This is a genomic window from Patescibacteria group bacterium, assembly GCA_041653535.1.
Classification (GTDB): domain Bacteria; phylum Patescibacteriota; class Patescibacteriia; order JACRDY01; family JACRDY01; genus JBAZFH01.
Genome location: JBAZFH010000001.1, coordinates 214,597 through 227,337 on the forward strand (window position 1 = coordinate 214,597; position 12,741 = coordinate 227,337).

The following is a 12,741-nucleotide window of genomic DNA, read 5'->3' on the forward strand; positions in this document are numbered from 1 at the left end:
ATCGCGGGACTCCCACGTTAGTAAAAGATAGGTTTTTTATTGTGTGACCGTGATGCCCATTTGGCGAGCGGTGCCTTCGATGATTTTCATAGCCGCGTCAATGTCATTAGCGTTGAGGTCGGGCATTTTTTTCTCAGCAATTTCTCGTATTTGGTTTTTGGTAACACTACCGACTTTTTCCTGCAGCGGTTTTCCCGATCCCTTGCTGATTCCCGCGGCTTTTTTAAGCAGCTCGGCAGCTGGCGGAGTTTTGAGAATAAAAGTGTAAGTGCGATCTTCAAAAACAGTTATTTCGCAAGGAATGACATCGCCTGACATTTGTTTGGTGGCTTCATTGAATTTGGAGCAAAATTCACCAATATTAAGACCATGTTGACCAAGAGCCGGACCGACTGGAGGCGCTGGATTGGCGGCACCGCCGGTTATTTGTAGCTTGATTATTGTTTTTATCTTTTTTGCCATATTAGATAGTAGTTAGTCTTTAGTGGTTAGGTAGAAGCTTTTGGAACCTAGCTACTAATTACTGTTTATTTATATTTTTTTAACTTGTAGAAAATCCAGTTCTACCGGCGTTTCGCGACCAAACATTGATACTAAGGCTTTTACCTTACCCCTGGTTTCGTCAATTTCAGAAACTCGACCTTCAAAGTTTTTGAACGGTCCATCGACAATACGAATCGGTTGTCCCAAAGAAAGGTCGATTTTGTATGTTGGCTCCTCGACCCCCATTCTTTTTTTAAGCGATTCAATTTCTTTTTTGGAAATAGGGGTGGGAATGGTGCCGGAACCGATAAAACCGGTAACGCTTGGTGTATTGCGGACAACATACCAAGAGTCGTCGGTAACAATCATTTCAACCATGACATATCCGGGAAAAATCTTTTCTTCAACAACTTTTCTTTTGCCGTTTTTGATTTTAATCTTCTTTTCGGTGGGGATTAAAACGTTAAAAATTTTATCATCCATTCCCATGGAGGCAATTCTTTGTTTCAAATTTTCGGCAACATTTTCTTCGTAACCGGAGTAAGTATGGATGACGTACCAACGTCGACCAAGATCTAATGTTTGTTTTGGCATATTAAATGGTTTTCGGCACGCAGCTGTCAACTTTTGGCAGTTGCTGGCTTAGTTTTAAAAAAAATTAACGATTAATAATGTTTTCAAACCCAATGGAAAAAATATAGTCGAGCGCGCCAAGTATGGCAGCTAAACCCAGGCTAATGCCGATTACTAGCAGGGTGTGCTTGGTAGTTTCTTTTTTAGTCGGCCAAGCAACTTTTTTCAGTTCGGCTTTTGATTCTTTGAAATAATCAACAATTTTGTTAGACATAAGGGCTAAATCGTTTAAAATTAAGGGTTTTTAAAACTGCCCCAGAAGGCAGTATTTATTGGCTAAATTATAAAGGATGTTTGGGGATAGGTCAAGGGGTATGTTGACAAATAGTGTAAATATGCTATTATATAAAATTAATGAGGAATCATTGGTTGTTTGACATAATATAATAAACAAAGGAGAAATCTGATGGGTAATGATCTGGAAAAAGGGGCAATCTCGGCTTTCAGGACGTGGAAGGAAGGGCGAATGGCTGAGATTAAGAGACGCGAGCAGGAGCTGGCGGCACTGCTGAAAGCAGCCGTTCCCCAGAGTTTCAGCGTGTGGCTGGCGGAAGCCGGCGAGACGGTGATCGAAAATCTGCTCGAGTACGGGTTATCCAGTCGTAAGTATCGACGCGAATACGATGGCGTCATTTACGGCTACACCGACCTCAATGAATTCGAACAGCGGTTCGAAGAGCTCAAGGTCGCCTGGCACGGTGTGGTTGGTATTGACATCATCTGGGATGGTGACTACCGGTTTGAGGTCACATTCACGGTTTTTTAGACGGAGGTTTTTCGAGAATGAAGGAAATGGAAGAAGAGTATTTCGGTATTGACTCTCCGGCGCACCGTTCGGTCCGTCAGCCGCGTCGTCGGGACAAAAAAGGCTGAAAGCGGCGGCGATTTTTACCCAAGGGCGTTGATATTCATAGCGAACGTTGGGTGGACGCCGGCAACGGTCGTGAAGAACTTGTGTTCTTCCACCAGCGGACCGGCAAGCCGATTGCTCTCGGCGTCGGCCGTCTGGCTGGGTCGTCCTGACAGGAAACATGTATAAACCGCGGAATAACCCCGCGGTTTTTTCTTTTATTCAATTTTGTGGTAAAATAAAGTTGTCAAATACTCTAAAAATAAAACAAAAATATGCAAAGCGTAGATTATTATCTCAGCAAGGCAATAGAGCGGGGCGCTTCGGATGTCCACCTAGTATCTAGCGACGCGCCAACTATTCGAATTTATGGTCAGTTGGAGCGAATCGATAAAGAAGACGGTCTTTTGGATAATAAAGAGCTGATGGCTGAGGTTTATAAAATGCTTACCAAAGAACAGATAGAGAAATTCGAAGAAGACTGGGAGCTTGATTATGCTTACGAATTAAAGGAAGCTCGTTTTCGTATCAATCTTCATTATCAAAGCGGGCAAATCGGTCTGGCTGCGCGTTTGATCCCGACGGTTATTCCGACGCCGGAAGAAATCAATCTTGAGCCGACTCTTTACGAGCTGACACATTTACAACAAGGTTTTATTTTAGTTACCGGTCCTACTGGTTGTGGTAAGTCCACTACCCTGGCTTCAATGATTAATATTATTAACCAAGAACGCCGGTGTCATATTATTACTTTGGAGGACCCGATTGAGTTTATCTATCCGACACTGCAAAGCGTAGTGGAACAGCGTGAGATCGGTCGTGACACCAAGTCTTTTCACGCCGGTCTCAAACGTGTTTTGCGCCAAGACCCCAATGTTATTTTGGTCGGTGAAATGCGTGATCCGGAAACAATGGCGGCGGCGCTTACCGCGGCCGAAACCGGACATTTAGTTTTTTCTACTTTGCACACCAATTCGGCGGCGGAAACCATGGAAAGAATTATCGATTCTTTTGACACTTTTCGACAGAAACAAATCCTGGTTCAACTGGCGGCATCGTTGAGAGCGGTGGTAACTCAGCAGCTGGTGCCGACGATCGATGGCAAAGTAACGGTGGTTAGAGAAATTATGATTAACACGCCGGCGATTGCTAATCTAATTCGTCATAACAAAATCGCTCAAATACCGTCGGTAATCCAAACAGGCAAAATCGACGGCATGGTTACAACCAACGCGGCGTTGAAGAATTTGTACAATAGAGGAATCATTTCCGAAGAAACTTATCGCAATAGGATGGTCAGCAGTGATAAGGTGGGGACGTTTTTTTAGAAATTGGCAGTTGGTATTATTTTTTTAATTTTAACTTTTTGCCTATGTCTCCAGAACGTTGGGAAAAACTAAAAGGGGAGTTGAAAGATAAGTTTTCTGATATTAAGGAAGAAAACGGCGAGCTGGACTTTGGTCCAGGAGATTTTGAACGTTTGAGTTTTACCGGACCAATGGGTAAGATTCGCCTTGATTTTATTACCCGACCGGCGGTGATTGATAAAAAAACCACGACATCGCGACGTGTCGGCGCCGGTGTTGCCGTCGATTATGTTTATTCGCAGGATGATTTTATTCATAAATTACAGGTTTATAAATGGAACGATGCCACTAGCGATTGGGACGAAATCAAAGCCAGTATGTTTGGAGAATAATAAATGCGAAAATTAGAAATTAGAAGTTTACAGCTACAAAAATTTCCAATTTCCAATTTCTTTATTTTTATATTGTGCGAAGGATTATCAGTAATAAGCCAACTTATTTCTTTCATTCAGGCAGGATAAAATTTCTCTGGCTGACTTTTGTTTTTATTGTCGTGATAATTGTTGGTCGGCTTTTTTGGTTGCAGGTGATAAAGTATGACGATTTTGCGGAGCTTGCCGCAATGCAGCACGACATCTATCAGGATATCGCTCCGGAAAGAGGAATTATTTACGCTCAAAACACCAAAAATCAGGGGGCTGATTTTTCCCCCTTAGCTATCAATCAGGAATTTTATTTGATATACGGTCAAACTTTTGCGGTGGAAAACTCCGAGCAAACAGCGAACAAAATGAACGAAGTTTTAGATCTGCCGCAAGACGTGGTGCAGCGGATTATTACACAACTATCCAAAATTAATGATCCTTACGAGCCGTTGGTGCATCGCGTTACCGAAGATAAAATAAAAAAAATAGAAGCGCTTGGTTTGCCGGGTATCAAATGGGAAAAAGAAAGTCTGCGTTACTATCCGCAAAAAAATATCAGTAGTAATGTTTTGGGGTTTGTCGGCTGGGTTGATGACAAGCTAGAAGGACAATACGGTATTGAAGGATATTTCAACGAAGAACTGCGGGGCGAATATGGCTGGCGGCATTCGGAGCGAGATGCTCAAGGCACAATCATCGGTGTTGGCGAGCAAAATTTTAAAAAAGCGGTAAACGGCAGTAGTATAGTTTTGACAATTGACGATGCTATCCAAAATGTCGCTTGTCAGAAGCTTAACGAAGCAGTGGAAAAATATGACGCTGAAGGCGGGTCGGCAATATTTATGAACCCTAAAACCGGGGCGATATTAGCCATGTGTGGTAGTCCGGATTTTGATCCGAACGCTTACAGTGAAGTGAAAGGGTCAAATGTTTATACTAATCCGGCGATTTTTTCGGCTTATGAACCGGGGTCGGTTTTTAAAATTATTACTATGGCAGCAGCGCTTGATGCTGGCAAAATAGAACCGGAAACCACCTATGAAGACACTGGTGAAGCAAAAATCGGTTCTTATTCCATAAAAAATTCCGACTTGAAAGCTCATGGCGTACAAACAATGGTCGATGTTCTTAAATGGTCACTTAACACCGGAGCGATTTGGGCGATGCGCCAAACCGGCTACGATACTTTTCGTGATTATGTTCGCAAATTCGGATTTGGCGATTTGACCGGGATTACTTTGAAAGGAGAAATGGCGGGAGATATTTCTTCACTAAACAAAAAAGGCGATATTTATCCCGCCACCGCTTCTTTTGGTCAGGGTATTATGGCAACGCCGTTACAAATGGTTAATTCTTATTCGACCATAGCTAATGGCGGCAAGATGATGAAGCCATATATTGTAGAAAAAATAATTGACAGTTCGGGCAATGTAACAAAGTATGAGCCGCAAGAATTACGTCGGGTAATCACCCCTCGGACTGCCAGTTTACTTTCCGGTATGATGGTGCAGGTTTTGGAAGCCGGGCATACGCCTCGAGCCAGGGTGCCAGCTTATTATTTGGCTGGAAAAACCGGTACGGCAGAAGTGGCTTCAAGCTCCGGTGGTTATGGCGCGAGAACCATTCATACTTTTATCGGTTTTGGTCCGGTGAGTAATCCTGTTTTTGTCGGTTTGATTCGCCTGGATTATCCGACGGCGGCGAAATACGCGGATAGTACCGCGGCGCCGACTTTTGCGGAAATCGCCAAATTTATTTTGAATTATTATGAAGTGAAGGCGGAGAGGACAGGGGAATAATGATTGTAAATTGAGAATAGGAAACGTATAAAACTATTTTTTTAAACTAAAAACCCCGTTCCATGTTGGTACGGGGTTTGGTGTTGAATCAAGAAACTAAGCGAGAAGTAATTCCAGTGACCGTTTGATTGATAATGTCGACATTTTTGCCTAGATTTTCTTCGGTCAAAGACATTTTTTCCAGGGCTTTTTTGACTTCCGCTTCGGCGGTCAGCATCCGCAGATCTTGCTCGAAATTCATAATGCTGGTGTGAAAGTTTCTGGTTTCCTCGATGATGAACGCGAAAACCTGAGCGGAGGTTTTTCGTTCTTTACTGATGGTCATGTCGGCGAGGCGTAGCGCTTCAAACTCGCTGATTTTTTCATAGTATTGGCTCGCCCTCGCTTCAATTTCGTTAATCCTTCCTTCCACGATTTGTTTCCAGCGAGAAAGCAGTTCTATGCTCTCGTCATTTTCTCGTTTTATTTTTTGCAGCTCGGCTATCCGCGAACCGCATAGACTGTTTTCTTGTCGGTTGAATTTTTTTATCTCGAAGCTTTTTAGCCGGGTTAGCAGTTTTTCGATTTCCAGATCTAAGCGATCGGTTTCATCTGCTAATTTTTTGTAAGTGGAGTTCGCTCCGAGATAATGATTTTTCAGTTCGTCGATCTTTTTCTTGACGTAAACGGCAATCGGTTTTTCCGAACCGAAAACTTTTTGTATTTTTTCTCGCTTTAAGATTCGGTGGGCGAGGCGTGTTTTGTTTGAGATAATGTGTTCATCAAGACCAAGTCCTAACAATAATCCAGCTAACCCACCGAGTAATCCAAAAAAAACAGTAGCAATAAACTGGTCGCTTGAAGACATGATTTGCTGCAGTTCAAAGTGGGAAAAGACTCCGGTTGTGAGCAGAAAGCCAAGAAGCGTTAATATCTTGCAGAAAAGATAGCGGCCGTGAATTTTTCCTTTTTTGCACACCGGGCAGTCAACGCTGCCTTCTTTTAGGATATTTTTTTCTTCTTCCGTCAGATCTACTCCGTTCAGTTCGTTCTCGTCCAGATTTGCCAGGTGCGCGATAGATTCGGTCTGCAATTTTTCAAACGAATCAGGTACCACGTCGCTTGCTGAAATATCCGGTGGAGTTGCTGCGAGATTTCTTACTGCGGAATTGCTCATTTTTTAAAACCTCCTGTGGTTTTTTGTTTTTGTCAACGTTCAGATATTATAACTTAACATAAAGTAGGTTTTTGTCAATTTTAATTTGATTCTATTTTTGACTTGCTTAAAATTAGCTAATTTCATATAATAGAGCCAATTCATATGAAAAAACTTATTCAAAAAATCTTACGTTTTTTTGCCCGGCGGATTTTATTGAGATACAAGCCGCAGGTAGTCGGTATTACCGGCAGTATCGGCAAGACTTCTTGTAAAGAAGCAATTTATACGGTTTTGTCGTCAGAGTTTAGTGCCAGACAAAACGATAAAAATTATAATAACGAATTTGGCGTACCGTTAACTGTTATCGGCACTGAGACCGGCGGTAGAAATATTTTTAAATGGTTGCTGGTTTTTGGTAGGGCGACCAGGCTTTTATTTTGGCGCGATAAGAGTTATCCAGCGGTATTGGTATTAGAAATGGGCGCCGATCATCCGGGTGATATCAAATATCTGACTGATTTTGTAAAATGTTATGTCGGGGTGGTGACTGGAGTGGCTCCGGTACATATTGAATTTTTCGGTGATTTGGAAAATATCGCTAAGGAAAAAAGCGTTATGGTAAAAAGTTTGGATAAAAACGGCATTGCAGTTTTGAACTACGACGATGAGCTGGTGCGCGGTATGGCAAACGGACTTCGTGCTGGCAAAGTGATTACCTATGGTTTTGAAGCAGGTGCCGAAGTGCAGGGCTACGAAGAAAAAATATCCGGTCAAAATATTTCGCGGAAAGACGGTGTAGAAGCGATTCGCGGTATTAGTTTTAAAGTATCATACGACGGCAACGTGGTGCCAGTGTTTTTGCCGGCGGTAGTTGGTAAACATTCGGTCAATGCGGCGCTCGCAGCAATCGCCGTCGGTGTCGCTTTTGGTTTGAATCTGGTCCGCATTGCCGAAAGTCTGGGGCAGTATCGTCCGCCAAAAGGTAGGATGAATCTGATTGACGGCATTAAATATACTTTGATTATTGATGATACTTATAATTCTTCGCCAAAGCCGGCGATAGCGGCGTTAGAAGTGCTGGCTAAAGTGCAATTGCCGCAAGCTAGGCGCAAATATGCTGTCTTGGGCGACATGTTGGAGCTAGGCAGTTATACTGAACGCGCCCATTTGGAAGTGGGACGCAAAGTGGCTGAACTTGGTATTGATTATTTACTGACAGTGGGCGAGCGTTCACTGCAAGTAGCTAATGCAGCTATTGGCGCGGGGATGTCCGAAGATCGGGTTTATACATTTGACAATTCTGCAGAAGCTGGTAAATTTTTGCAGGACCGGATTGAGCAGGGAGATTTGATTTTAGTTAAAGGGTCGCAAGGTATGCGAATGGAAAAAATAGTTAAAGAACTGATGGCTGAGCCACTGCGCGCCAAAGAGTTGCTGGCTAGGCAGGGAGGAGGGTGGGAGGATAATTCGTAATTGTTTTCCGGCCTCATCGTCTAATGGTTAGCCCGCCTCGACTCGCCGATGGCGAAGCCGAGGCGAGGCGGGGACGCCAGGTTCTCTATGATGTATATAATTTATTGGTTAATTGATTTTGACAATAATAAAACCTATGTTGGTTTTACTGATGATTTAAAAAAGAGAATCGCCGATCATAAATATGGCAAAACCAAAACAACGAGGAAATTTAAAATATCCAAGGTTTATATTTTAGAGCGGGTTGAAACTTTAGAGCTAGCTAGAAAAAGAGAAAAATATTGGAAGTCGGCGGCTGGCAGGAGAAAGTTAAAGGAGAAGTTTAGTAAAATTATGGCGCTATCGTCTAATGGTTAGCCCGCCTCGACTCGCCGATGGCGAAGCCGAGGCGAGGCGGGGACGCCAGGTTCTCTATGATGTATATAATTTATTGGTTAATTGATTTTGACAATAATAAAACCTATGTTGGTTTTACTGATGATTTAAAAAAGAGAATCGCCGATCATAAATATGGCAAAACCAAAACAACGAGGAAATTTAAAATATCCAAGGTTTATATTTTAGAGCGGGTTGAAACTTTAGAGCTAGCTAGAAAAAGAGAAAAATATTGGAAGTCGGCGGCTGGCAGGAGAAAGTTAAAGGAGAAGTTTAGTAAAATTATGGCGCTATCGTCTAATGGTTAGGACGCCAGGTTCTCATCCTGGTAATCGGGGTTCGATTCCCCGTAGCGTCATGTACCGATGAGCTGTTCGACCTGCCTGCCGGTAGGCAGGGAGATGTTAAAGGGTATCCCTTCAGATGAGACTCGGAAGGATTGAAATTTTTCATTTAGAAACCAAAACTCCCTTGGAAGATACTCCAGGGAGTTTTGTTAGACAGACATACTTTTAAGAATTAATATTGGTGTTTGATCCGTCCATCGGGCCGGGTCCGTCAAAATTATTATCTCCTCTCATCGGTCCGTGGCCAGGTTGGCCGACCATGATCTCGGCGGCAGTTACATTCGTACCATCAACTTCGCCGTGCACCATAATCATGTCATCAACTTTCAAATCGGAAACGGCTAGGGTGGTTTCAGTTGGTTTTTCACCAGCCTCGCCCCGAGTCATTTCTTTCACAGTGGTGCCGGAAGTGTCAACGGTGTAAGTAACTTCGGTGGCATCTGGACCAAAACCTTGTTTACCGGTAATGGTGATGGTGGTACCGCTGATAGCGGAAATCTTACCCATAACACCTGGCCGATGTTGATTTCGATCTGGACTTTTTTCACCCATCGGTTTGTTTGGTCCGTGGCCAGGTTGGCCGACGTCTGAGGCAGTATTAGTTCTAGCTAAGGCGTAATTTGCTCCGCTTAGAGTTAAAAGAGTTAAAGCTAGAATGGTTAGGATGAACAGTGATTTTTTGTGTTTCATAATTCGCTTGCTTGATTATTTTTTTGTTAATTCGACCTTTAGTTTATTTTAATTTCGACCTTTTACTATTTACCAAAACTAAATAGTCTGCTAAAAAAGTTACTAATTGAAGAGAAAAATTTAGACAAGAAACCAGTTGACTGTGAATGATCACCTTGATTATTGCTTCTACCATTTAGGCCAGGCTGTTCTTGGTTGTCGTTAAGTAATTTTATGCCCTTAGAGATAGAAGCAGCAGTGATGGTTTGGTCGGAGATGGTTCCAGCTACTTTTAAAGTATCGCCGACGTTAATATCAGAAATACTTAAAGTTTTAGCATTAGAACCAACACCCTCAGTTATGGTAGCACTACTAGTATCCACGGTGTAAGTAACATCAGTGGCGTTCTCACCAAATTCTTGCTTGCCAGTTAGAGTAATGGTAGTGTCGTTGATTGCTGTGACGGTGCCAGTGATGCCGCGCGACTGCTTATTGTCTTTTTTGTTTGGGTTTGAATTGCTTGAGCCGTTTGAATTTGCCGTTCCTACAGTTTTATTTTCTGATTTTTTATTGCTTGCTATAGAATCTGTATTTGTGTTAGATCGGTTATTGGGTTTATCATTCATCCCTGGCCCTTGGTCGCCCATTTTGCCATCCATAATGGCAGTCGCCGTAACAGTCGTTCCGGAAACAGTGCCGGTAATCATTAAGGTGTCACCAACTTGGATATCAGAAACGGAGATAGTGGTTTCCGTTGGCTTAGAGACGTTAGTGTTAGAGTCAGTGGTAGGAGCAGATATTTTTTTCACCGTAGAGCTACTGGCATCCACGGTGTAAGTAACATCAGTGGCGTTCTCGCCAAATCCTTGCTTGCCGGTCAAGGTAATAGTAGTGCCGCTAATGTCTGCCACTGTGCCGGTAACACCGGGCGCGGGATGCGCTTGATCTTTTCCTTGGGGTGGTTCGAAATTTTGATCGGAATTCGCCGTATCGGCCAGAGTGAAATTTACGGTCAAGACACTGACGGCTAAGATCCCCGCTAGCGTCAAAAAAATTAGAGTTTTTCTTTTAGTCATAATTTTTGAAAGTTGTTTTTTAAATTAAAATGATACCTAGGTATAAAAATATTTCACATCTCGACCGTATTTCCATATATATTAATACGTTTGGGAGGCGACTTTTGGTGCATTTTTAGGTAAATTATGGTTGGTTATTCTTTGATTTTATTAAGACCTCATCGTCTAATGATTAGGATGCAGAGTTCTCATTCTGGTGATTGGGGCTCGATCTCCCGCGGGGGTTAATTATTATATAAAAAAGACCGAGAATAAATTTCCCGGCTTTTTTATTCTGGCAACTAAACTTTTTTGTACCTCGTCGTTCGACCTTGCCCTAGCCGCTCTATTTTTTTCAGTTGTAATAGTTTGTCTAATGCTTGAGAAACGGTCGGCCTAGCCACTTTGGTCGCTTTGGCAATTTCTCCCGGTGTTATTTCTTCACCCGATTCCAGACAACGCCAAACCGCTAACTGTTTTGGCGATAACAGTTTTTTAATATTTTCTGCAGATAGTAGATCTATAGCTTGTTTAGCTTGAGTCAGTAAAATATTTAGGAAAAATTTTGTCCAGACCGAAATATCTTCCCTAGCTGCTCCAAAGGTTTTTTGGCTTTGGCGTAATGCCAGATAATAGTCAGCCTTATTATCTTCAATCAATTTTTCATGCGAAACATAAGGCATATAAGCATAGCCGTATTTCAGCATCAAGAGATTGGCCAGTATCCTAGAAAGCCGACCATTGCCATCTTGGAAAGGGTGGATTTTTAAAAACTCAACTACAAAATTACTGATTATCAGTAAAGGATGGGTTGTCTGCAAAACAAGAGCTTCGTTGGTCCAATTCATTAATTCTTGCATTGCCTTGGGCGTTAAATACGCCGGAGTCGGAGCAAACAAAACGCTGATAGTTTTTCCGCTTTCATCAAGTATTTCCACTTGATTCTCAATCGCTTTATATTTCCCTCGATGCCGTTCATCCTTATCCGCATACTTTAATAATTCCTTGTGTAAGTGCTTAATAGTACTTTCAGTAAAGGGGATACTGTTCCAAGAGCTAAAGACATTATCCAACAGTTCGTAGTAGCCCTGGACTTCCTGCTTATCTCGGTCAGCCAATTTTTGCAAAGATAGCCCGCGCATCAGTTTTTCAATTTCATTGTCAGTCAGCCTTGCTCCTTCAATTCTAGTAGATGCGCCTGTTGAAGTAACCAAAACTGAACGTTTTAGTCGTCCTAGTGCTTGAGGGTTTAATTGCGCCCCGCCGATCCACTGACCTTTTAGTTCATTAATTTGATTTAGGAGTAGCCAAATATCAGATGACAAGTTTTTAATCCGCTTTTCAAAATTATTCATATAGTTGAAATATGTTAATCTTATGTATTTACTATATGAGATTATAGTAGATTATTTATAACCAGTCAAGCAATTTTAGGTCTAGATAAAATCCTCTAAAAATATTAGCTAAAATTAGATGACCGCTTAGGGGCGACCCGAAAGGGTTCGATTCTCTTTGCCGTCATATACCGATGAGCTGTTCGAGAGATGCTGAAGGGTATCCTCACAAAGGAGTCCTTAGGACCTTCAGATAAGACTCGGACGGATTGAAATATCCTTAGATTTCCTGGAACAAAAAGCTACCTATTGAATTTAGGTGGTTTTTTGTTATGATATTAATGTACTAAATATTATAATAAAAAATATGTCTAACGTAGAAAGGTCAGAGATGCCTCCTTTGCAAAACTTTGAAGTTCAAAAAATTCCAATTGGAAATGGCTATATCTATAATATATTTTTTAAGTCACCCGAGGAGGCAGAGCAAGCAATTAAAGATTTTTGGGGCAATGTCCAGAATGCAGAAAGTATACAACGGAATATTGGTTCTGGCACATTACAGCCACTTAAACACGCGATTACTTTGGGGGACAGGACTGAAGCCCGTGATATATCAAAACATCCTGATTCAGAAAAACATCCAGGGATGGCAGTTTATGTAAATTTTAATGGTAACACTATGGCTTTAAGCCAACGTGGTGAAGAGGCGTTGCGTAAATTAGGCTATATTGAGTAGTTTTTAATTTATCCCCTTAAAACACCCCCCCTACCCCAAGGGGGTCTCTAACCACTCTAAATTGACCCTCGAAGAAGCCCTTAAAGATTGCTATTTGGTGGTGTCAGACCGACACGG

Annotated in this window: 15 protein-coding genes and 1 tRNA gene; 9 read left to right on the forward strand and 7 right to left on the reverse strand. The window is 42.1% G+C overall.

What is annotated here, in order from left to right:
- Window positions 1-36: 36 nt before the first annotated feature.
- From rplK to secE, 3 genes are all read right to left on the reverse strand, one after another.
- Window positions 37-462: a 50S ribosomal protein L11 gene (rplK, locus tag WC310_01005; protein ID MFA5358382.1), complete on the reverse strand. Its 426-nt coding sequence runs from the start codon at window positions 460-462 to the stop codon at window positions 37-39.
- A 69-nt stretch (window positions 463-531) separates the two neighbouring features.
- On the reverse strand, window positions 532-1,077 hold the full coding sequence (nusG, locus tag WC310_01010) for a transcription termination/antitermination protein NusG (protein ID MFA5358383.1): 546 nt from the start codon (window positions 1,075-1,077) through the stop codon (window positions 532-534).
- A 64-nt stretch (window positions 1,078-1,141) separates the two neighbouring features.
- Window positions 1,142-1,330 (reverse strand): preprotein translocase subunit SecE, encoded by a 189-nt coding sequence (gene secE, locus WC310_01015; GenBank protein MFA5358384.1) that lies wholly within the window; start codon window positions 1,328-1,330, stop codon window positions 1,142-1,144.
- 192 nt (window positions 1,331-1,522) lie between these two features.
- Between secE and WC310_01020 the strand changes: the two genes are divergently transcribed.
- The 4 genes from WC310_01020 (at window position 1,523) to WC310_01035 (ending at window position 5,497) form a co-directional block, all read left to right on the forward strand.
- A complete protein-coding gene (locus WC310_01020; protein MFA5358385.1) occupies window positions 1,523-1,882 on the forward strand; it encodes a hypothetical protein in 360 nt (119 codons plus the stop codon).
- 359 nt (window positions 1,883-2,241) lie between these two features.
- Complete coding sequence (locus WC310_01025; protein MFA5358386.1) at window positions 2,242-3,294, forward strand: PilT/PilU family type 4a pilus ATPase; 1,053 nt, start codon at window positions 2,242-2,244, stop codon at window positions 3,292-3,294.
- Between the two features lie 44 nt (window positions 3,295-3,338).
- Window positions 3,339-3,665, forward strand: coding sequence for a hypothetical protein (locus WC310_01030; protein ID MFA5358387.1), 327 nt, complete (start codon window positions 3,339-3,341; stop codon window positions 3,663-3,665).
- Between the two features lie 74 nt (window positions 3,666-3,739).
- The gene (locus tag WC310_01035) at window positions 3,740-5,497 is read left to right on the forward strand and encodes a penicillin-binding protein 2 (protein ID MFA5358388.1); all 1,758 of its coding nucleotides are present in this window, start codon (window positions 3,740-3,742) and stop codon (window positions 5,495-5,497) included.
- 88 nt (window positions 5,498-5,585) lie between these two features.
- Here the strand turns inward: WC310_01035 and WC310_01040 are convergent, their stop codons facing one another.
- Entirely contained in the window at window positions 5,586-6,653 is a 1,068-nt protein-coding gene (locus WC310_01040; GenBank protein MFA5358389.1) for a hypothetical protein, read from the reverse strand.
- Window positions 6,654-6,797: 144 nt separating this feature from the next.
- Between WC310_01040 and murF the strand changes: the two genes are divergently transcribed.
- From murF to WC310_01060, 4 genes are all read left to right on the forward strand, one after another.
- On the forward strand, window positions 6,798-8,108 hold the full coding sequence (gene murF / locus WC310_01045; protein MFA5358390.1) for a UDP-N-acetylmuramoyl-tripeptide--D-alanyl-D-alanine ligase: 1,311 nt from the start codon (window positions 6,798-6,800) through the stop codon (window positions 8,106-8,108).
- Window positions 8,109-8,195: 87 nt separating this feature from the next.
- Entirely contained in the window at window positions 8,196-8,465 is a 270-nt protein-coding gene (locus WC310_01050) for a GIY-YIG nuclease family protein (protein ID MFA5358391.1), read from the forward strand.
- Window positions 8,466-8,521: 56 nt separating this feature from the next.
- A complete protein-coding gene (locus WC310_01055; protein MFA5358392.1) occupies window positions 8,522-8,791 on the forward strand; it encodes a GIY-YIG nuclease family protein in 270 nt (89 codons plus the stop codon).
- A tRNA-Glu gene (locus WC310_01060) sits at window positions 8,770-8,841 on the forward strand. The genes WC310_01055 and WC310_01060 overlap by 22 nt, the downstream gene beginning before the upstream one ends.
- 154 nt (window positions 8,842-8,995) lie before the next feature.
- On the opposite strand, the gene WC310_01065 is transcribed toward WC310_01060, so the two are convergent.
- From WC310_01065 to WC310_01075, 3 genes are all read right to left on the reverse strand, one after another.
- Window positions 8,996-9,520: a hypothetical protein gene (locus WC310_01065; GenBank protein MFA5358393.1), complete on the reverse strand. Its 525-nt coding sequence runs from the start codon at window positions 9,518-9,520 to the stop codon at window positions 8,996-8,998.
- Window positions 9,521-9,585: 65 nt separating this feature from the next.
- Window positions 9,586-10,575 (reverse strand): DUF5666 domain-containing protein, encoded by a 990-nt coding sequence (locus WC310_01070; GenBank protein MFA5358394.1) that lies wholly within the window; start codon window positions 10,573-10,575, stop codon window positions 9,586-9,588.
- Window positions 10,576-10,856: 281 nt separating this feature from the next.
- Complete coding sequence (locus tag WC310_01075) at window positions 10,857-11,909, reverse strand: Fic family protein (protein MFA5358395.1); 1,053 nt, start codon at window positions 11,907-11,909, stop codon at window positions 10,857-10,859.
- A 346-nt stretch (window positions 11,910-12,255) separates the two neighbouring features.
- Between WC310_01075 and WC310_01080 the strand changes: the two genes are divergently transcribed.
- Window positions 12,256-12,624 carry a hypothetical protein gene (locus WC310_01080; protein ID MFA5358396.1) on the forward strand — a complete coding sequence of 123 codons (369 nt, stop codon included), beginning with the start codon at window positions 12,256-12,258 and terminating at the stop codon, window positions 12,622-12,624.
- Window positions 12,625-12,741 lie beyond the last annotated feature (117 nt).

Excerpts from the sequence above, each read along its gene's own strand:
- WC310_01030 (MFA5358387.1), top strand. The coding sequence starts at position 3,339 with ATGTCTCCAGAACGTTGGGAAAAACTAAAAGGGGAGTTGAAAGATAAG.
- murF (MFA5358390.1), top strand. The coding sequence starts at position 6,798 with ATGAAAAAACTTATTCAAAAAATCTTACGTTTTTTTGCCCGGCGGATT.
- WC310_01040 (MFA5358389.1), bottom strand. The coding sequence starts at position 6,653 with ATGAGCAATTCCGCAGTAAGAAATCTCGCAGCAACTCCACCGGATATT.
- rplK (MFA5358382.1), bottom strand. The coding sequence starts at position 462 with ATGGCAAAAAAGATAAAAACAATAATCAAGCTACAAATAACCGGCGGT.
- WC310_01025 (MFA5358386.1), top strand. The coding sequence starts at position 2,242 with ATGCAAAGCGTAGATTATTATCTCAGCAAGGCAATAGAGCGGGGCGCT.
- WC310_01065 (MFA5358393.1), bottom strand. The coding sequence starts at position 9,520 with ATGAAACACAAAAAATCACTGTTCATCCTAACCATTCTAGCTTTAACT.
- WC310_01050 (MFA5358391.1), top strand. The coding sequence starts at position 8,196 with ATGATGTATATAATTTATTGGTTAATTGATTTTGACAATAATAAAACC.
- WC310_01075 (MFA5358395.1), bottom strand. The coding sequence starts at position 11,909 with ATGAATAATTTTGAAAAGCGGATTAAAAACTTGTCATCTGATATTTGG.
- WC310_01020 (MFA5358385.1), top strand. The coding sequence starts at position 1,523 with ATGGGTAATGATCTGGAAAAAGGGGCAATCTCGGCTTTCAGGACGTGG.
- WC310_01080 (MFA5358396.1), top strand. The coding sequence starts at position 12,256 with ATGTCTAACGTAGAAAGGTCAGAGATGCCTCCTTTGCAAAACTTTGAA.
- WC310_01055 (MFA5358392.1), top strand. The coding sequence starts at position 8,522 with ATGATGTATATAATTTATTGGTTAATTGATTTTGACAATAATAAAACC.
- WC310_01070 (MFA5358394.1), bottom strand. The coding sequence starts at position 10,575 with ATGACTAAAAGAAAAACTCTAATTTTTTTGACGCTAGCGGGGATCTTA.
- nusG (MFA5358383.1), bottom strand. The coding sequence starts at position 1,077 with ATGCCAAAACAAACATTAGATCTTGGTCGACGTTGGTACGTCATCCAT.
- secE (MFA5358384.1), bottom strand. The coding sequence starts at position 1,330 with ATGTCTAACAAAATTGTTGATTATTTCAAAGAATCAAAAGCCGAACTG.